Annotated in this window: 19 protein-coding genes; 18 read left to right on the top strand and 1 reads right to left on the bottom strand. The window is 33.3% G+C overall.

What is annotated here, in order from left to right; all coding sequences use genetic code 11:
- Window positions 1–117: 117 nt before the first annotated feature.
- Complete coding sequence (locus R9X47_RS02810) at window positions 118–1,902, bottom strand: Rqc2 family fibronectin-binding protein (protein WP_432665180.1); 1,785 nt, start codon at window positions 1,900–1,902, stop codon at window positions 118–120.
- 167 nt (window positions 1,903–2,069) lie between these two features.
- Here R9X47_RS02810 and dapF point away from each other — a divergent pair, with 167 nt between their 5' ends.
- The 18 genes from dapF to R9X47_RS02720 all read left to right on the top strand — a co-directional run bounded on the left by dapF (window position 2,070) and on the right by R9X47_RS02720 (window position 18,831).
- Entirely contained in the window at window positions 2,070–2,915 is an 846-nt protein-coding gene (dapF, locus tag R9X47_RS02805; RefSeq protein WP_432665179.1) for a diaminopimelate epimerase, read from the top strand.
- Between the two features lie 120 nt (window positions 2,916–3,035).
- Entirely contained in the window at window positions 3,036–3,917 is an 882-nt protein-coding gene (locus tag R9X47_RS02800) for a YicC/YloC family endoribonuclease (RefSeq protein WP_432665178.1), read from the top strand.
- 13 nt (window positions 3,918–3,930) lie between these two features.
- Complete coding sequence (gene remA, locus R9X47_RS02795) at window positions 3,931–4,206, top strand: extracellular matrix/biofilm regulator RemA (RefSeq protein WP_432665177.1); 276 nt, start codon at window positions 3,931–3,933, stop codon at window positions 4,204–4,206.
- Window positions 4,207–4,218: 12 nt separating this feature from the next.
- Window positions 4,219–4,833, top strand: a complete 615-nt coding sequence (gmk, locus tag R9X47_RS02790; RefSeq protein WP_432665176.1) for a guanylate kinase — start codon at window positions 4,219–4,221, stop codon at window positions 4,831–4,833.
- Complete coding sequence (gene rpoZ / locus R9X47_RS02785) at window positions 4,833–5,042, top strand: DNA-directed RNA polymerase subunit omega (protein ID WP_432665175.1); 210 nt, start codon at window positions 4,833–4,835, stop codon at window positions 5,040–5,042. The genes gmk and rpoZ overlap by 1 nt, the downstream gene beginning before the upstream one ends.
- 142 nt (window positions 5,043–5,184) lie before the next feature.
- A complete protein-coding gene (gene coaBC, locus R9X47_RS02780; RefSeq protein ID WP_432665174.1) occupies window positions 5,185–6,393 on the top strand; it encodes a bifunctional phosphopantothenoylcysteine decarboxylase/phosphopantothenate--cysteine ligase CoaBC in 1,209 nt (402 codons plus the stop codon).
- Window positions 6,394–6,429: 36 nt separating this feature from the next.
- The gene (priA, locus tag R9X47_RS02775) at window positions 6,430–8,697 is read left to right on the top strand and encodes a primosomal protein N' (RefSeq protein WP_432665173.1); all 2,268 of its coding nucleotides are present in this window, start codon (window positions 6,430–6,432) and stop codon (window positions 8,695–8,697) included.
- 90 nt (window positions 8,698–8,787) lie between these two features.
- On the top strand, window positions 8,788–9,234 hold the full coding sequence (def, locus tag R9X47_RS02770) for a peptide deformylase (protein ID WP_432665172.1): 447 nt from the start codon (window positions 8,788–8,790) through the stop codon (window positions 9,232–9,234).
- An 11-nt stretch (window positions 9,235–9,245) separates the two neighbouring features.
- A complete protein-coding gene (gene fmt, locus R9X47_RS02765) occupies window positions 9,246–10,178 on the top strand; it encodes a methionyl-tRNA formyltransferase (RefSeq protein ID WP_432665171.1) in 933 nt (310 codons plus the stop codon).
- 1 nt (window position 10,179) lies between these two features.
- On the top strand, window positions 10,180–10,944 hold the full coding sequence (locus R9X47_RS02760; protein WP_432665170.1) for a DUF116 domain-containing protein: 765 nt from the start codon (window positions 10,180–10,182) through the stop codon (window positions 10,942–10,944).
- Between the two features lie 4 nt (window positions 10,945–10,948).
- The gene (locus R9X47_RS02755; RefSeq protein ID WP_432665169.1) at window positions 10,949–11,638 is read left to right on the top strand and encodes a zinc metallopeptidase; all 690 of its coding nucleotides are present in this window, start codon (window positions 10,949–10,951) and stop codon (window positions 11,636–11,638) included.
- Window positions 11,639–11,773: 135 nt separating this feature from the next.
- Entirely contained in the window at window positions 11,774–13,117 is a 1,344-nt protein-coding gene (gene rsmB / locus R9X47_RS02750; RefSeq protein ID WP_432665168.1) for a 16S rRNA (cytosine(967)-C(5))-methyltransferase RsmB, read from the top strand.
- Window positions 13,118–13,489: 372 nt separating this feature from the next.
- Window positions 13,490–14,230: a Stp1/IreP family PP2C-type Ser/Thr phosphatase gene (locus R9X47_RS02745; RefSeq protein ID WP_432665167.1), complete on the top strand. Its 741-nt coding sequence runs from the start codon at window positions 13,490–13,492 to the stop codon at window positions 14,228–14,230.
- A gap of 15 nt (window positions 14,231–14,245) precedes the next feature.
- Complete coding sequence (gene pknB, locus R9X47_RS02740; RefSeq protein ID WP_432665166.1) at window positions 14,246–16,150, top strand: Stk1 family PASTA domain-containing Ser/Thr kinase; 1,905 nt, start codon at window positions 14,246–14,248, stop codon at window positions 16,148–16,150.
- Window positions 16,151–16,161: 11 nt separating this feature from the next.
- Window positions 16,162–17,043: a ribosome small subunit-dependent GTPase A gene (rsgA, locus tag R9X47_RS02735; RefSeq protein WP_432665164.1), complete on the top strand. Its 882-nt coding sequence runs from the start codon at window positions 16,162–16,164 to the stop codon at window positions 17,041–17,043.
- 2 nt (window positions 17,044–17,045) lie between these two features.
- The gene (gene rpe, locus R9X47_RS02730; protein ID WP_432665163.1) at window positions 17,046–17,705 is read left to right on the top strand and encodes a ribulose-phosphate 3-epimerase; all 660 of its coding nucleotides are present in this window, start codon (window positions 17,046–17,048) and stop codon (window positions 17,703–17,705) included.
- Between the two features lie 9 nt (window positions 17,706–17,714).
- Window positions 17,715–18,359 (top strand): thiamine diphosphokinase, encoded by a 645-nt coding sequence (locus R9X47_RS02725; RefSeq protein WP_432665162.1) that lies wholly within the window; start codon window positions 17,715–17,717, stop codon window positions 18,357–18,359.
- A 295-nt stretch (window positions 18,360–18,654) separates the two neighbouring features.
- Entirely contained in the window at window positions 18,655–18,831 is a 177-nt protein-coding gene (locus R9X47_RS02720; RefSeq protein ID WP_432665161.1) for a hypothetical protein, read from the top strand.
- The last annotated feature ends 121 nt before the right edge of the window (window positions 18,832–18,952 follow it).

Here is an 18,952-nt window from a genome sequence, read left to right as displayed (position 1 = left end):
GTATAGTCCCCAGGGTGTTTCAGAATGAATGAAGTTCAAGGTTTTAAAATTTAAGCGGCTTGGCTAGTACTGGTGTACGTGCCAAGTCGCTTAAATTTTAAATAACGCAGAAATTCGTCATTCTGAGACACCCACCTCTAATTTTTTGATTTCTTCTTCATGAGGTGTAACATAAATTGTTTTAAAATTCTCGTAGATAACCATTCCAGGCTTTGCACCCGACGGCTTTTTTACAAACTTCACATGGGTGTAATCTATAGGAACATTGCTAGATTGTCTACCTTTACTGTGATAAGCAGAAATAATTGCACCTGCCATAATGGTTTCATCTGGCACATCTTTTCCATCGGTTTTAATTATTACATGGGATCCGGGGATGTCCTTCGTGTGAAGCCAAATATCCTTTTTAGAAGCAAATTTTAAGGTTAGATGATCATTTTGCTTATTATTCTTACCTGCAAAGATCATAAAACCATCCTTACTAACATATTTATGAGGCTTGAAGTCGATTTTCTTGCTTTTATTTTTACTAGTCTTTCTTTTTCTAATATATTTTTGCTCAACAAGTTCTTGTTTTATTTCATCGATGTTATTTATATCATCGGTATTCTCTATGGTTGTAAGTACGTTTTCTAAATACTCAATCTCACTTTCCGTATCTCTTATCTGTTCACTTATTTTCTCTTGAGCCGTTTTATATTTATTATACTTCTTATAATACCTTTGACTATTCTCTGATGGAGTCAATCTTGAATCAAGGAGGATGACTAAATCAGGGGCTTCAGGCTCATAAAAATTCTGAACCGTGACTTCCTTCATTCCAGCTGTTATTTGATACATATTAGACAGTATTAGTTCTCCATAGAGTTTGTATTTGTCAGCTCCCTCGGCAGTAATTAATTCTTCATTTTGTTTTTGAAGTTTATTATATAGTCTCCCTAGTCGAGTATTTAAGACCTTCATTATATCCGTAGATTTTTGCTTGATTCGATTGTATTTATCCCTTTCAAAGTAGAACCTGTTTATAACATTACTTATGGATGGAAGAAAGGTTTGTGTGTAATGCTGGTTGTCATAGATACCTAAACTAAGTGAAGAAAAATCAACTGCTTTATTTTCAATTGAATCAAAAATCACATTTGGAGAATACTCATTGTTATGAAGCTTATCCGACAGAGATACAAAACTATCCCAAATTCTTTTTAAATCTTCCTTTGAAATCTCTGAGATTAGAATATCAGTATCTACTTTTGCATTGAAGCAAATATTCTTAGCGATTATTGGACTTATACCTTGAAATAGTTTATATAAAGCTTTATAAATCTGAGCGTTTTCTGAAGCTTTTTCAAGTTGATCTATAAAAGTAGTATAATCAATATCAAAGACATTTAGCTTATCCTGTGATGGTGGATACCTATATTCAAGTCCGGGCAAAATTTGTCTTTGTCTACTGATACTTGTAGGAATTCTTTTAATGCTATCAATAATATTTAGATTATCTTTTTCCATTAAAATTATATTGCTGTGCTTACCCATGACTTCAACTACCAAATCTTTAATACTGATATTTCCTAGTTCATCATAGCTTTCAATCGATAGTACAATTATTCTTTCAAAATCAACCTGATAAACATCTACAACTTTGCCTCCATGTAAATGCTTTCTAAGAAGCATACAGAACATGGGGGGCTTTAAAGGATTACTCTTTTGTGAGTTTGTAAGGCACAAATGCGGAAAGCTGCTGTTAACTGATATTAATAATTTATTGTTGTTTTCAACATTTCTAAATTTAATTAGTATTTCATCTTCTTCAGGTTGATATATCTTTTCAATTTTTTTATTTAATAGAGCATTTTTAAGTTCAAATGCTAAAGAATTTATAACTAAGCCATCAAACGGCATATTATCCCTCCGTTAATATAAAATAATCTTGGACTTGTAAAGTATAACACTAAAATATAAAATTTTAAAGGCTATACTGATAATTTGGGTTTAACATAATGCCATTAAGATATATAATATGTATTATACGTATTGATTCGTTATTACAAGGAGGTAGAGGTGTTAATATGATAAATTTTAGCAAAATGCACGGAGCTGGTAATGATTTTGTGATTGTTACAGCAGGAGAAGTTGACGGCATTGATTATTCGGCCTTAGCTAAAGAGGTTTGCGATAGGCATTTTGGTATTGGAGCCGATGGACTGATGATTGTTGATGAATCAAAAACAAGTGATGTTAGGATGCATTATTACAATTCAGATGGATCTCTAGGAGAAATGTGCGGAAATGGAATAAGATGTTTTTCGAGGTTCACCTATGAAAAGGGTATTGTTAACAAAGAGGTATTTACTGTGGAAACACTAGCCGGTGAAAAAATAATAAATCTAACTGTAGCTGAGGATGGAAAAGCTGAAAAAATTTTAGTTGATATGGGAATACCAAGTATAGAGGCTACAGATGTACCAGTTAATACTGAAAAGCAAAGCTTTATAAATGAAGAAATAACAGTTGACGAAACTAGTTTAAAAGTATCAAGTATCTTGATGGGGGTTCCACATACAATAATATTTACTGAGGATCTAACAGAAGATATAGTATATAAGTATGGACCTGTTATAGAGAAAAAAAATATTTATCCAAGAAAAACCAATGTCAATTTTGTACAGATTATTGATAGCGAATTTATGAAGGTTGATACATGGGAAAGGGGAGCAGGAAAAACCCTAGCCTGTGGGACAGGAGTATGCGCTTCGGTATTTGTTGCGAATCTATTAAATTATGTAGGGAAAAAAGTATTGGTTAATGTTCCTGGGGGTAAGCTAAATATAACCATAGACAATAATAATAGAGTGTTTATGGAAGGCACCGCTAAGCTAATCTGTGATGGAAAATACTATTTTAATAAAAAATAGCTGTAAAGTTTTATTTTAATCTTGATTATTAAGATTTCTTTAAATGAGTCCTTATAATTTTGGAGTTTTAATGATATAATATTTTGTTGATAGTAAGTACTTAACGGGAGGAGTGAATTTATGATATACAGTATGACCGGTTATGGTAGAGGAGAAGCTAATGATGAGTCGAGAAGTTTTCTAGTTGAGATCAAATCAGTAAACCATAGATATAATGATATAATAGTAAGAATGCCTAAAAAATATTCTGCATTTGAAGAAAAAATAAGAAAGATAATTAAGGATTCTGTTAAAAGAGGTAGAATAGAGGTTTATGTAACCTTAGATGAGTCTAAGGATGAAGATGTAATTATAAAACCTAACTTAAACATCGTTCAGCAATATTATAATTCCTTAGTAGAGATAAAAGAAAAGCTTAATTTAAAGGAAGAAATATCACTTGCTCAGTTAACTCGTTTTCCAGATACCTTTACTATTGAAAATAAAGAAGATGAAGAAGATGTTATTTGGGAAGTATTAAGAATGGCCCTTGAGCAGGCCGTTACATCTTTAGTAAGTATGAGAAAGGCTGAAGGTTTGAAATTGGCTGAGGACATAAAAAGCAGAAGTGAGAAAATACATAGTATTGTTAAAGAAATTGAAAAACTAACGCCAATAATTGTGAAGGAATATAGAGCTAAGCTATTCGATAGAATAAGAGAATTAACTGAAGATACAATAGAAATTGATGAAGAAAGAATTGCATTAGAAGTATCAATGTATGCTGATAAAAGCAATATAGCTGAAGAAATCGTTAGATTGTTCAGCCATATAGACCAACTAAATAGTATTACTAATGAATCAGGTGCTGTAGGAAGAAAACTGGATTTTCTTATTCAAGAAATGAATAGGGAAATCAACACAATCGGCTCTAAATCCTCTGATATTAATATATCTAGTATGGTTATAGAAATAAAAAGTGAACTTGAAAAAATAAGAGAACAGGTACAAAATATAGAGTAACAGGGGGAAAATAATGGATTTGAAGTTAGTTAATATCGGTTTTGGTAATATGATTTCTGCTAGTAGGATTATAGCAATTGTTAAGCCGGAATCAGCACCCATCAAAAGAATGATTAATGAAGCTAGGGAACAAGACAAACTTGTTGATGCTACATACGGGAGAAGGACAAGGGCAGTTATTATATGCGACAGTGACCACTTAATATTATCTGCCGTACAACCTGAGACGATGGCTAATAGATTCAACTCGAAGGAAATAAACGAAAAGACAAGTGAGAATAATAGCTAAAGGAGAATCAGTATGAAGAGAAAGGGAGCGTTGTTTGTTGTATGTGGCCCGTCAGGTGTAGGTAAGGGAACTGTTTGTAAAGAATTACTAAAGGTTAAGCCTGAAATAGGATTATCAATTTCTGCAACTACAAGGGAAAGAAGAAAGGGCGAGACCGAGGGTGTAAGTTACTACTTTATCGATAGAGATGAGTTTGAAAACATGATAGAATCGGATGAACTTTTAGAATATGCCGAGGTTTATAATAATTTATATGGGACACCAAAAAAATATGTTTTAGAGCAGCTTGATAGAGGGTATGATATTATATTAGAAATCGATCCTCAGGGAGCAATGCAAGTAAAGGAAAAATATCCTGAAGGTGTTTTTGTTTTCTTGCTGCCACCTAGCATGAAAGAGCTTAGAAACAGGATAGTTACAAGAGGAAGAGACTCAGAAGATAATATTGAAAAAAGACTTAAATGTGCCAATGAAGAAATTGACTTTATTAGTGAGTATGATTATTATATAATAAATGATGACCTAACAAAGGCAGTAAATAGTCTTGTTTCAATTATTGAGGCAGAAAGATGTAAAGTAAAAGAAAATATTTGTGAATTAATAAAAGTGTATAAGGAGGAAATATAATGCTTAAACCACCAATTAACGATTTACTAGAAAAGGTTGATAGTAGATATACCTTAGTTATTGCCGCTGCTAAAAGGGCTAGACAAATAATAGATGGAAATGAAAAACTTATAGATATAGACTCTAACAAGCCTGTTACAATAGCGACTAACGAGCTTTTTGAAGACAAAATTGGTTACGAAAAAATAGAGACTGAAACTGAAGAATAATTTGAGATAAGATTTATAGATACCCTATATAGAGAGATGTTAAAGGATTTACTGACATTTCAAATTCTAAGCCTGGATTTTTCATAGATAATCCAGGCTAAGTGTAGGTATCTATAAAAATCTATTATTTTAGAGGTGCAATATGTTAAGTAATAAGAATATAGTTATAGGTATTACAGGCGGTATTGCCGTTTACAAGTCTTTAGATGTTATAAGCAAGCTTAAGAAACTTGGAGCAAATATAAATGTAATAATGACAAAGGCCGCTGCGGAGTTTGTTAGCCCTCTGAGCTTTCAATCCTTGTCCCAAAACTATGTGGTTACTGATATGTTTGCAGAGCCTAAAACTTGGGATGTTGAGCACATATCCTTGGCTCAAAAGGCAGACCTTTTTTTGATTGCTCCTGCCACAGCCAATATAATAGGGAAAATTGCAAATGGAATAGCTGATGATATGCTATCAACTACTGTAATGGCAACAAAGGCACCCGTGCTCATTGCTCCGGCTATGAATACAAATATGTATACTAATAAAGTTGTACAAAGAAATATTCAAACTCTTAAGGATCTAGATTATAAGTTTATTGATCCAGCTTCTGGAAGATTAGCCTGTGGAGATTATGGTGTAGGGAAACTGGCTGCTCCTGAAGATATAGTAGAAGGAATAATAAGCGTTTTTAAGAGTTTATCAAATAAACCCCTAAAAGATAAAAGGGTTTTAATTACAGCGGGACCTACTCAAGAGCCAATTGATCCGGTAAGATACATAACAAATCATTCTTCTGGAAAAATGGGGTATTCTCTTGCAAGGGCTTCAAGGGATAGGGGCGCAGATGTTGTACTAATTTCTGGTCCTACAAATCTAGAAAAGCCAAAGGGCATAAAGGTTGTAGATATTCTGACTGCTTCCCAGATGTATGAGGCGGTTTTAGATCATTTTGATGAAGCTGATATAATAATAAAGGCTGCAGCCGTTGCTGATTATAAGCCTAAAGAAGTATCAAACAACAAAATCAAGAAAACCGATTCTGACTTAGCAATAGAACTTTCAAGAAATCCAGATATATTATTAGAGCTTGGAAGAAAGAAGGATAACAAGGTTTTAGTAGGTTTTGCAGCGGAAACAAAGGATTTGCTGGAAAATGCTAAAAGCAAAGTGGAGAGAAAGAATTTAGACCTTATTGTTGCTAATAATATTTCCGAATCAGGTGCTGGCTTTAAAGGTGATACCAATATAGTAAGTATCATTGACAGCTTTGGAAATACGGAAAAATATGATAAAATGAAAAAGGAAGAGATATCAGATATTATCTTAGACAAGATATATGATTTGATAAATTTAAAGGAGTAGGGGAAACCTACTCCTTTGTATCTTGGAGGCATTTGAATGAATTATATGGAATACTGTAATATAGTTGTAAACACGGGAACAAAAGCAACGGACAGGCTATTTACATATAGAATTCCAACCGATTTGAGAGGTAAGATAAGAATAGGCGAAAAGGTCCTTGTTCCATTTGGAAAAGGAAATAAGCTTTTAGAGGGATTTGTATTTGAGCCAAACTCAGACGAAGCAGTAAAAAAGATTAGAGGAATGAAAGAAATTAAGAAAGTAATTAACAATGATACAAATTTGTCTGAAAATCAAATAGACTTGTGCAAGTGGCTTAAAGAAACATATTTATGTACTTATAGTGAGGCCATTCAATGTTTAATACCGAAATTTTATAGTGAAATAAATACTAAGACTAAGAAGGTTGCAATGATCAACTTTGATCCTAAAGAGCTTGATTCAATTGTTTCTGAAATGTCAAAAAAGGCATATAAGCAAATTGAAGTCTTGAAGATTCTCTCTAAGGTAGAAAAAGTGCAAGTGACTGATCTTATTCAAAGAGCCAAAACTTCAAGGGCTGTAATTAATGGTCTGGAGAAGAAGAGTTTAATTAAGATAGTTGATGAAAAAACCTATAGATCACCGATAAACCCAGATGAGATTCAAAGAGATAAACCCAATATGCTTAACGATGAGCAATTGTCAGTCTATAACAATATACTGGAAACTATAAAGAAAAATGAGCATGAGACCTTTCTTTTACACGGTGTTACAGGCAGTGGAAAAACTGAAGTATATATGCATCTTGTAAGTGAGGTTGTTAATAGAGGCGAGCAAGTGATTATCCTAGTACCAGAAATCTCTCTCACTCCACAGATAGTTGGGAAATTTATTAAGCGATTTGGAAATAATGTTGCCGTTTTGCATAGTAAGTTGTCCCAAGGTGAGAGATATGATCAGTGGAAAAAAATAAAAGATAATGAAATATCGATTGTTGTGGGAGCTAGATCAGCTATATTTGCACCCTGTGGCAATTTAGGACTTATTATAATAGATGAGGAACACGAATCGTCCTATAAATCTGAAATGAATCCCAAATATTATACAATTGATGTGGCAAAATATTTATGTAGACAGAACAAGGCTGTTTTACTTTTAGGATCGGCCACTCCATCGATCGAAAGCTATTACAATGCTAAAAACGGCGTATATGAGCTTTTAGAACTCAATAATAGATTTAACAATAATCCACTTCCAAGTGTAGATATTGTTGACATGAGAATTGAGCTTGAAGAAGGCAATAAGAGCATGTTTAGTCGTAGGCTTTATGAGAGTATGAAGGAGAGTTTACTTAATAAAAAACAAGTAATTCTATTTTTAAATAGAAGAGGATATTCAACCTTTGTTTCCTGTAGAAGCTGTGGATACGTTGTAAAATGTATGAATTGTGATATATCAATGACATATCATCATAAAAAAAATATTGCAAAGTGTCATTATTGTGGATATAACAGTGTTGTACCTAAGACCTGCCCCGAATGCGGTAGTAAATACATAAAATTCTTTGGATCAGGAACTGAAAAGGTCGAACAATATGTAAATAAGTTGTTTCCGTCTTTTAAGACAAGACGACTCGATATAGATACTACATCTAAGAAAGGACATCTAGAAGGAATCATTAAGGCCTTTGGAAATAGGGAGATAGATATTCTAATAGGGACACAGATGGTGGCTAAAGGGTTAGACTTTCCCTATGTTACCCTTGTGGGGATATTATCTGCAGATATAACGTTAAACCTTCCCGACTATAGAGCCAATGAAAGAACCTTTCAGCTGCTTACTCAGGTAGCTGGAAGAGCCGGAAGACACGACTTTAAGGGGAATGTAGTCATACAGACATATAGTCCAGACAACTATGCAATTATATCTTCACAGAAACAAGATTTTAAAGAATTTTACGACAAGGAAATAGAGCTACGAAGGGAATTTTGTTATCCTCCTTTTCATAATATTATTAATATAATAGTTCTTGGAAAGGATGAGAGAGCAGTAATTAAGTCTGCCAATAGGCTATTTCAAAAGCTCGAGTCAGAGACTGTAAACAATAAAGAATTAGAAAATATACAGCTTCTTGGCCCAAACCCGGCAATACATAATAAGATAAAGAGCTTTTACAGGTGGCAGATACTATTAAAATATCAAAGTATTGACCATGAGATTATAAAGGGTATAATTAATAATATATGTAATGTTAATAAGAGTAAGTACTTAGATAGTAATGTACACTTAATTTTTGATTTAAAACCATATAATATATTTTAACCCAAATTATCTATGAAAAGTTTGAAAGGGTGCAAGTAAATTTGAATTTTTTATGAATAATTGGAGTTCAATATCTAGGAGGAATGTTTTATGGCTATAAGAAATATTAGAACAGATGACGACCCTGTGTTAAGAAAGATTTCTAGACCAGTTGGGGAAATTAATGATAGAGTGATTCAAATAATCGATGATATGGCTGACACTATGTACAATACAGGAAACGGTATTGGGCTTGCAGCACCACAGATAGGTATTTTGAGACGAATAGTGATTATAGATATTGGTGATGGCCTTGTAGAGCTTATTAATCCGGAAATAGTAGAACAGGATGGAAGCTATATAGACGTAGAGGGGTGTCTTAGTTTACCGGAGAGATCTGGTGATGTTGAAAGACCATTTTATGTAAAGGTTAAAGCACTTAATAGAAAGGGCGAAGAATTCCATATAGAAGGTGAAGAACTGTTAGCTAGAGTTCTTTGTCATGAGATTGATCATTTGAATGGGATACTATTTACAGATAAAATTATTGAAGAGTAGGTGCATAGAATATGAGAATTCTTTTCATGGGAACTCCAGATTTTGCAGTTCCCTGTTTAGAGGAAATGAATAAAAATGGTTATGAGGTAGTTTCTGTAATAACTCAGCCTGATAGACCTAAGGGGAGAGGTAAGAAGGTTTTGCCTCCCCCTGTAAAAGTAAAGGCTATGGAACTAGGAATAGAAGTCTTACAGCCGGTAAAGGTAAGAGAAAAGGAGTATATTGATGCTATAAAGAAGATGGATGTTGACTGTATAGTTGTTGTTGCATATGGTCAGCTCTTACCGAAGGAAATATTAGATATACCTGAAAAAGGGTGTATAAATGTACATGCTTCATTATTACCTAAGTACAGAGGTGCAGCACCAATTAACTGGGTTATAGTAAACGGAGAAGAGACGACAGGTATCACTACTATGCATATGAGCGAGGGCTTAGATACAGGGGATATGATTTTGAAAGAAGAAGTGAAGATTGAAAGAGATATGACTGCAGGACAGCTTCACGATATCTTATCAGACATTGGAGCCAAGGTTCTTATAGAAACTCTAGAGCTTTTGAAGTCAAACAAAGCTCCCCGAACTCCACAGAATGACTCTGAGAGTTGTTATGCCTCTATGTTGAGTAGTAAAACGGGCTTCGTTAATTGGGAAAATAGTGCCGAAGATATATATAACTTAGTAAGGGGTTTAAATCCGTGGCCCGTTGCTTATACTATGTATAAAGGTAAGAAGATGAAGATATGGAAAGCTAATATATCTAGTACCACTAGCAATGAGGAAAATGGTAAAATCATCAAGGTTGATAAATCAGGTGTTTATGTAAGTACTGGTAATGGAGTACTTGTAATTGAGGAAATCCAGCTTCCAAATAGCAGAAGAATGACTGTTGACGAGTATATAAGGGGTAATACAATAGAAAGTAACATAGTTTTAGGTGAATAATATGAAAAACATGATACTTAGCAAAGATAAGAATGTATTTCTCAATATACTAATGATGATTATCCTAGTTATGTTCTTGTTGGCCATAGGCTTAGTACTACTGCTTCGAAATAGTGGCTTACATTTATATATAGTTATTATAGGAATATTAGTCTTTATTTTCATTGCTATAGTAATGTACTTACTAGGATTATTACTATTAACCATTAGGATTGCTAAAAATGGCACCATGCCGAGAAAGTTAATACCCATTTTTGAAAACTCAATAAAACATATATATCCGATTATGATTATGTTTTCAAATATGATGAAAATTGAAAAGGATCCAATAAGGAGATTTTTTTCAGAAATTAATAATAAGATAGTAATCTTAAAAAGTGAGAAACTTAGACCAGAGGATATATTGATTATAACTCCACATTGTCTGCAGAAGTCTCTTTGCAAGCATAAGGTAACAGGCGACATTAATAATTGTCAAAGGTGTGGAGCCTGTGATATTGATAAACTTCTAGAGTTATGTAGCAAATATAATGTAAAACTTGAGGTTGTTACAGGTGGTACTTTAGCTAGAAAGATTATAAAGGACCATAGACCTAAGGGGATAATAGCAGTGGCTTGTGAAAGAGATTTATCCCATGGTATTTTAGACGTTAAAAGAATACCTGTTATTGGGATAAAGAATGAGAGACCCCACGGACCATGTAACAATACAATTGTAAATGTGGATGAGGTAGAAGAGGCTATAAAGCATTACTTAAGGAGGTAATACAATGTATGGATTTGCAAGCTATTATGGAAGTATGATTTTCTTGTTACCGGCAATGATATTTGCATTTTATGCCCAAGGCAAGGTTAAGAGCAGTTTTAATCGTTACCTGAGGGTAAGGAATATGAAGGGATATACCGGTGTTCAGGTTGCAAGAATGATATTAGATAGAAATGGTTTAAGAGATGTTCAGATTGAGCATATAGGTGGACAACTTTCTGACCATTATGACCCAAGAAAAAAAGTGATAAGGCTTTCTGGAAATGTATATAATGGTACGTCTATAGCATCTATTAGCGTAGCAGCCCATGAAGTGGGTCATGCAATTCAGCATGCAACTGGATATGCAGCACTTAACTTTAGAAACAGTCTTGCTCCAGTGGCATCCTTTGCTTCACAATTTGCTATACCTTTAGCCTTTATGGGAGTTTTTCTTAGAACTGAGATGTTAATAACTTTAGGTATATATATTTACATTGCGGCAATAGCTTTCCATGTAATAACTTTACCTGTAGAGCTTAATGCCAGCTCAAGGGCAATCAAACAGCTTACATCAAATGGACTAATTTACAACGAAGAGGTAAAGTCTGCAAAGTCTGTTTTAAATGCTGCTGCCTTGACTTATGTTGCAGCCGTTGCTGTTTCAATTGCAAACCTTTTAAGATTGCTTGTCTTAAGAAATAGTAGAGATTAAGGAATATCTTTGGGGCTATTTTTAATGGTTCAGGTTGTATTGGAGATTAAGGTTTAGATCTAATATTGATTCTAATCCTTAATCTTAATCTATAGACCATAAAAGATTATCCATAATATACACGGGAGGAATAGTATGAGCAACGTAAACCCTAGGAGAGTGGCGATAAATATATTAGTAGATATAGAAGAAAATCAGGCCTTTTCTAATATAGCAATTAATAAATTCCTAAAGAAAAATGAAGTGTCATCCTTGGACAGGCGCTTCATTAGTCAGCTGGTTTATGGAGTGTTGGAAAATAAACTATATCTTGATTACATAATACAAAATTTTTCTAAAACTAAACTACATAAGATTGAGATTGAAATTTTAAACATTTTAAGATTAGGATTATATCAAATTATATTTCTTGAGAAGGTTCCAAATTCAGCAGCTGTAAATGAATCTGTAAAAATTGCTAAGAAGGTAAATTATAGGCTTTCTGGCTTTGTAAATGGAATATTAAGAAACTATGTTAGAAATCAAAATAAGGTTAAGTTACCAAGCTTTGATCAAAATCCTAACCATCATTTATCAATAAAGTATTCACATCCTGAATGGTTGGTTAAGAAGTGGATTAATGATTATGGAATTGATTTTACAAAGAAACTTTTAGAGGCCAACAATAGTTCTCCTAATTTAACTGTTAGAACTAATACCTTAAAGATTACAAGGGAAGTTTTAATGGAGGAACTAGAAGGTGAAGATGTAGTTTGCAGAGTAGGTGAGTTTGCTGAGAATTCAATAGTTATGGAGTCAATGAAAAGTAGACTCGATCGCTTAAAAGCTTTTAATAAAGGGTTGTTTCAAGTACAGGATGAAAGCTCCATGCTAGTTAGTCAAGTACTAAACCCTATGGAAGGTGAATTTGTAATTGATGTTTGCAGTGCCCCAGGTGGAAAATCCACACATATGGCTCAGCTTATGAAGAATAAAGGTCGAATACTTTCAAGGGATATACATGATCATAAGTTGGATATTGTTAGGGAGAATTCTAATAGACTTGGGATTTCTATTATAGAAACGGAAAGATTTGATGCTACGACTTTGGACAAGAATCTTTTAGGCAAAGCTGATAAAGTTTTAGTTGATGCGCCTTGTTCGGGTCTTGGTATAATAAGACGTAAGCCTGAAATAAGATACTTTAAAGAAGCTAATGATATTCAAGAACTTTCAAAGCTTCAGCTTGAAATATTAAATGTAAGTTCTAAGTATGTTAAAGTTGGAGGTGCTATTGTATATAGCACATGCACCATTCAAGACGAGGAAAACGCAAATATTGTTAATAGATTTTTAAAGCAAAACGATAACTTTACGTTAGTAGATATAAATAAAAATCTTCCAGAGAAAATCAGGTCAAGTAAAAGTTTTTTACAATTATACCCACATATATCAAATACAGATGGGTTCTTTATTTGCAAAATGGAAAGAGTAAGGTAGAAGTTTAGAAGAGATAACTTGATTTTGACTATATTTTAACTTTTAGCGAAGATCTTGATATAATATTAATGGATTGGACAACAATTTAAGCTAGTTCAAAACTAGTAAAATTTATGATAAAATTAATTATTATCCCAGATTATGCATAGAAAGTTTGAAAGGATGTAGCATAATTTTGAATTTTCTATGAATGATTCGGGATTACGGAAAATTATAGTTAACTTGAATAAAATTGCAGTAATAATCCTTTGACTAACGTGTTTTGGAAATTATTTGTGTTAATTCTTAAACTAAGCAGTTGTACATATTGGATTTATATAGTATGTGGTTATGCAGTTTTTTCAATTGTTAATCAAGTTTTGGGGTGATTTAATGGAATGGGCATCAAAAACTGATATAGGTAAGATAAGGAATAAAAACGAAGATTCCCTCTTTATCGATGAAAAGAACAATTGTGTTTTCATTGTAGCCGATGGCATGGGCGGCCATAATGCTGGAGAAATCGCAAGTAAGGTTGCCATTGAAAAAGTTAGTGAGTTTGTGGAAGTTAATTTAAGTGGTATAAATGTTTCTGATGAGAGCAAGATTGCGGATCTTATTGAAGAAGCCATTGAAACTGCAAATAATGAAATATACAAGCAATCTCTAAATAATGAAGAGCGTGATGGTATGGGGACAACCATTACGATGTCCTTGTTTATAGATAACAAAATATATTTAGGGCACATAGGAGATAGTAGGGCTTATCTTTTACGAGATGGGAAATTAAAGCAGCTTACAGAGGATCACACCTTAGTATCTCAGCTTGTAAAGAATGGTAGTATTACAGAGATAGAAGCAAAATCTCATCCAAAGAGAAACGTAATAACCAAAGCATTAGGAACCGAAATATGTCCCATACCGGATATTATTGACCACGATATCATAGCTGAAGATATTATTATTCTTTGTACAGATGGACTAACAAACATAGTAGATGACTATGAGATGAAAAAGTCATTTGAAGACATGGAAAATCTTCAGGACGCTTGTGACTATTTGGTAGATCAAGCTAACGATAGAGGTGGATTCGATAATATTACATTAATTGCTATTAGATATAGGCATAGTTAATGAGGGAGTGAGACTATGATTGGAAAAATACTAGGTAAGAGATACGAGATACTTGAAAAGATTGGTGGAGGCGGTATGGCTTTAGTTTATAAGGCCAAGTGTCGTCTTTTAAATAGATTTGTTGCAGTGAAAATACTTAGGCCAGAATTTATAAGTGATGAGGATTTTATAAATAAGTTTGAAAAGGAATCTCAGGCAGCTGCTAGTCTTTCTCATCCTAATATTGTTAATATTTATGATGTGGGAACCGATAATGATACACATTACATCGTTATGGAATATGTGGATGGTAAGACCTTGAAAAAGTACATAAAGGAAAAAGGCTTTTTATCAAATGATGAAGTCATAAATATTTCTAAGCAGATTGCTTTGGCACTACAACATGCCCATGATAATCATATAGTACATAGAGATATAAAGCCTCATAATATATTAATAACAGAGGATGGTAGGGCTAAGGTTACGGATTTTGGTATAGCTAGAGCTATTACTTCATCAACTATAACAAATACTGGGAGTGTCATTGGATCCGTACATTATTTTTCGCCGGAACAAGCTCGTGGTGGTTTTGTTGATGAAAAATCTGATATATATTCATTAGGAATAACAATGTTTGAAATGACGACAGGAAGAGTGCCATTTTCCGGGAATACTCCTGTAACTGTAGCATTAAAGCATCTAAAGGAAGAAGTTGTGCCACCGTCTATGATCAACCCGGATATCACAAGTGGGCTAGAAAACATAATTCTTAAATCAATGTATAAGGATAAAAACAAAAGATATGAAAGTGCAATCATGCTCTATAATGATTTGGAGGAGGCACTTAATAACCCTGAGCATAGTGTAGCGATTTTAGATGATGATGAATCTCCTACAAGGGTAATGCCTGCAATCAATGATTTTGATGTATTGGATGAACCACCAAGGGAGAAGAAAAGAACGAGCAAGATGACAATAGCAATAGGTATTGTATCTGCTATGGTAATTTCCTTTGTGGTAGTGGGTGGTGCCTTTTATAACGTATTTAAAGATAGATTTGGTGTGCAGGAAGTACAAGTACCTAATATCACCAATAAATCTCAGGATATTGCTAAAAATGAATTACAAGGATTAGGCCTAAACGTAATGGTTGAGAATGAACTTTATGACAACGAAATACCTGTAGGGTATGTAATAAACCAAGATCCTGAACCAGGTATTCCAGTTAAGGAAGAATATACTGTTAGGCTTACTGTGAGTCTAGGGCCAAAGAAGGTAGATATTCCAAATATTACCCATAAAGATGTTGATGAAGGAAAAATTCTTCTTGAAAACAATAGATTAGAAATGGGAAATATTGATTACGTGTATGACGATTTACCTATAGGTATTATCATTTCACAAACACCAGAGGCGGGCAGTCAAATTGAAGAGGGCAGCTCCGTTGATGTTGTCGTAAGTCAAGGAAGTAAAATAGAGACTGTTATCATGCCGAATCTAATAGGTAAGAATATTGATGACGTTAAGGATGCGGCAAAGAAGCTAGAGTTGATTTTAAGCAAGGTTAGCTATGAATTTAGTGAGGAAATTGATAAGGATTTAGTTATATCCCAGACTATTTCTGCTGGATCAGAGATTAAACAGAACTCTGTTTTTAATGTGGTTGTAAGTAAAGGGCCTGAAGAAGTAGAACAGCCACCTGAAGAGACTGAATCGGATAAAATCGTAAAGCAGTATAGAATTCTTTTAACCTTTGACAAGGAAGAGGAAGTAGTTAAAGTTGTTAAGACTGAAAATGGCGTTTCTACAGTACTGCATGAAGCAGTACATAATAAAGATGAAGAAGAGATTAGATTAAATGTATCTGGTAAAGGCATGGTGAAGGTAGACGTTTATTTTGGTAATGAATTGATACAGTCGGTAGAGAGGGAGTTTAAATAAGGAGGAATTGAATGAGGAGAGGCATTATCGTTAAAGGAATCGGAGGCTTCTATTATATAAAAAATAGTGAAGATATTTATGAATGTAAAGCTAGGGGGAAATTTAGGAATAAAAAAATCACCCCCTTAGTTGGGGATTATGTTGAATTTTCTTTCGATGAAAATACGGGACAAGGAGTAATTGAAGATATTTGCGACAGGCAGGTAGAGCTTATAAGACCACCGGTGGCAAATGTAGAGCAAGCAATAATAGTTTTTGCTTTAAAAAATCCTGATCCCAATCTAAGATTATTAGACAAAATCTTAGTAATGTCAGAGTATCATCATCTAAAACTCAAAATATGTGTAAATAAAATTGACTTAGACGACAATGAATTATTGAAGGACATTACAGAGATGTATAAAGATACTGGATATGAAATAATACCTTGTAGTACTAAAAAAGATATTGGCATAGATAGGATAAAGGAAGTTCTTAAGGACAAAATATCTGTTTTTGCTGGGCCATCTGGAGTTGGTAAATCAAGTATTTTGAATAAAGTACAATCTGGTTTAGAGTTAAAAACAGGTGAATTGAGCACTAAAATAAAAAGAGGGAAACATACAACGCGTCATTCTGAGCTTTTACAGCTTGATTTTGGGGGATGGGTTGTTGATTCACCTGGATTTACATCATTAACTATTGATTATATCGAGACAGAGGAACTTAGCCATCTATTTCCTGAGTTTCTTGGATATAATGATGACTGTAAATTTGCAAATTGTCTTCATATTAATGAACCAAACTGTGGAGTTAAAGATGCATTAAAAATGGGAAAGATAAACAGTAATAGATATAACAATTATATTGAGTTTTTCAAACAAATAAGCGATGTGAAAAATAGGAGGTACTAATTATGATAAAACTTTCTCCATCAATACTTTCAGCGGATTTTTCAAATCTTATTAAGGATATAAAGGCTGCCGAAGAGGCTGGGGTAGAACTATTGCATATTGATGTGATGGATGGACACTTTGTTCCAAATATAAGTCTTGGACCTGTTGTATTAAATAGTATAAATGGAAAAACATCTTTGCCCTTTGATGTACACCTTATGATTGAGAATCCAGATAAGTATATTCCTGAGTTTGCAAAGGCTGGTGCTGATATTTTAACAGTTCATGTTGAAGCCTGTTCACACCTTCACAGAACGATACAAAATATAAAGTCCTTTGGAATCAAAGCGGGAGTCTCTTTAAATCCTGCGACACCTTTAAGTTTAATAGAGGATATCCTTGAAGATTTAGATATGGTTTTAATCATGTCTGTAAACCCAGGATTTGGAGGACAAAAGTTCATAGAAGGTTCACTGAAAAAGATAAATAGGCTAAGAAAAATGATAGAGGAAAGAGGCCTTGATATAGATATAGAAGTAGATGGTGGAATTAAGATAGACAATGTAAGCAAGGTTTTAGAGGCTGGTGCTAACGTAATAGTTGCTGGATCGGCTATCTTTAATGGAAATTCTGTTGCAGAAAATGTTTTAGCATTTAAAGAAAAATTTAAAGAAGTTTAGGGAGTTAATATGAGGTACATTATAGTTTCTAATGGGAGTATTATTGATTATAGCTTTTATAATAACGTAATTAGCTCTGATGATTTTATTATTTGTGCCGATGGGGGAGCTAAGCATCTAATTAAGATGAATATTGTTCCAAATGTAATCATTGGAGATTTAGATTCAATAGATGAAGAACACAAAAAAAAGTTCTTAGAAAAGAAGGTTGAGTTTCAGAAATTCCCTACTAATAAGGACGCTACTGATACAGAGCTAGCTTTAGATTTTGCCTTATCCCACAATCCTTCGGAAATAATTCTTATTGGGACCCTTGGTAGTAGAATGGATCACTCTATTGCAAATGTAACACTATTAAGAAAAATCTTAGATAAGAATATTAAAGGTAAAATGATTAATGAGAATAATGAAATTTATATTATAGATGACAAGCATAATAAATTGGTCTTGTCAGGAGAAAATAATGAATATTTGTCTCTAATACCGTTAAGCAATAAGGTTAAAGGGGTTACTCTAGAAGGGTTTAAATACCCTCTATTTAATGCAGAAATCTCTTTTGGATCTTCTATAGGTGTTAGCAATGAATTCGCTAAGAAACAAGGCTCTATAAGCATAAATGAAGGGTTACTTCTAGTGATTAAAGCTAGGGACTAGAAATTAGAATTAGAATAGGAATACAAATTAAAACACTTGCAAATATGTAAGTGTTTTTTTGTGTCATAAATTTACTAAGAAGAATAATATATATTAATAAACCTAGGGAGTGATTGTCATGTTACGTAGGAGCCTTTTGGCACGGAAAATTCTTGGCGTAATTCTAGGGTTGGCAGGAACAATAATAGTAATAGAATTTGTTCCCTTGCAATTTTGGTATGTAATACTAGTGTCGTTAATAGTATTATTTTTCATTGTTCTATTCTTATATTTATAATGGACATGAGGTGTTGTAATGGGGTGTAGAAAGAGAATTTTTAAGATTAGAATAAAAAACGATAGAATTTTAGGAATATTATTAGTAGCGGTTGGTACGACAATAATATTTGTAATACTTCTTCCGCCTAGTGTATGGATTGTTACGCTTGGCATCATATTGATAGGGATAGGTTACAAGTTGTTCCTTTGTTAATTTGCATTAGAATAAAATATTATATGACTTTAAGAGATGGAATAGACACATAAGAAAGATTATGTTTAGAAATAAGTAAATTTTTGATATTTGTATTATTGCCTACAAAAAAACCAAAAAG

The sequence above is a fragment of the Wukongibacter baidiensis genome, assembly GCF_050888315.1.
GTDB lineage: Bacteria > Bacillota > Clostridia > Peptostreptococcales > Caminicellaceae > Wukongibacter > Wukongibacter baidiensis.
Note: the sequence above shows the minus strand (reverse complement) of the source record. Positions and strands in the feature narration are given on the sequence as shown.

What these genes read in the sequence shown, in the direction of transcription:
- R9X47_RS02810 (WP_432665180.1), bottom strand. Translation starts at nt 1,902, where the DNA reads ATGCCGTTTGATGGCTTAGTTATAAATTCTTTAGCATTTGAACTTAAA.
- dapF (WP_432665179.1), top strand. Translation starts at nt 2,070, where the DNA reads ATGATAAATTTTAGCAAAATGCACGGAGCTGGTAATGATTTTGTGATT.
- R9X47_RS02800 (WP_432665178.1), top strand. Translation starts at nt 3,036, where the DNA reads ATGATATACAGTATGACCGGTTATGGTAGAGGAGAAGCTAATGATGAG.
- remA (WP_432665177.1), top strand. Translation starts at nt 3,931, where the DNA reads ATGGATTTGAAGTTAGTTAATATCGGTTTTGGTAATATGATTTCTGCT.
- gmk (WP_432665176.1), top strand. Translation starts at nt 4,219, where the DNA reads ATGAAGAGAAAGGGAGCGTTGTTTGTTGTATGTGGCCCGTCAGGTGTA.
- rpoZ (WP_432665175.1), top strand. Translation starts at nt 4,833, where the DNA reads ATGCTTAAACCACCAATTAACGATTTACTAGAAAAGGTTGATAGTAGA.
- coaBC (WP_432665174.1), top strand. Translation starts at nt 5,185, where the DNA reads ATGTTAAGTAATAAGAATATAGTTATAGGTATTACAGGCGGTATTGCC.
- priA (WP_432665173.1), top strand. Translation starts at nt 6,430, where the DNA reads ATGAATTATATGGAATACTGTAATATAGTTGTAAACACGGGAACAAAA.
- def (WP_432665172.1), top strand. Translation starts at nt 8,788, where the DNA reads ATGGCTATAAGAAATATTAGAACAGATGACGACCCTGTGTTAAGAAAG.
- fmt (WP_432665171.1), top strand. Translation starts at nt 9,246, where the DNA reads ATGAGAATTCTTTTCATGGGAACTCCAGATTTTGCAGTTCCCTGTTTA.
- R9X47_RS02760 (WP_432665170.1), top strand. Translation starts at nt 10,180, where the DNA reads ATGAAAAACATGATACTTAGCAAAGATAAGAATGTATTTCTCAATATA.
- R9X47_RS02755 (WP_432665169.1), top strand. Translation starts at nt 10,949, where the DNA reads ATGTATGGATTTGCAAGCTATTATGGAAGTATGATTTTCTTGTTACCG.
- rsmB (WP_432665168.1), top strand. Translation starts at nt 11,774, where the DNA reads ATGAGCAACGTAAACCCTAGGAGAGTGGCGATAAATATATTAGTAGAT.
- R9X47_RS02745 (WP_432665167.1), top strand. Translation starts at nt 13,490, where the DNA reads ATGGAATGGGCATCAAAAACTGATATAGGTAAGATAAGGAATAAAAAC.
- pknB (WP_432665166.1), top strand. Translation starts at nt 14,246, where the DNA reads ATGATTGGAAAAATACTAGGTAAGAGATACGAGATACTTGAAAAGATT.
- rsgA (WP_432665164.1), top strand. Translation starts at nt 16,162, where the DNA reads ATGAGGAGAGGCATTATCGTTAAAGGAATCGGAGGCTTCTATTATATA.
- rpe (WP_432665163.1), top strand. Translation starts at nt 17,046, where the DNA reads ATGATAAAACTTTCTCCATCAATACTTTCAGCGGATTTTTCAAATCTT.
- R9X47_RS02725 (WP_432665162.1), top strand. Translation starts at nt 17,715, where the DNA reads ATGAGGTACATTATAGTTTCTAATGGGAGTATTATTGATTATAGCTTT.
- R9X47_RS02720 (WP_432665161.1), top strand. Translation starts at nt 18,655, where the DNA reads ATGGGGTGTAGAAAGAGAATTTTTAAGATTAGAATAAAAAACGATAGA.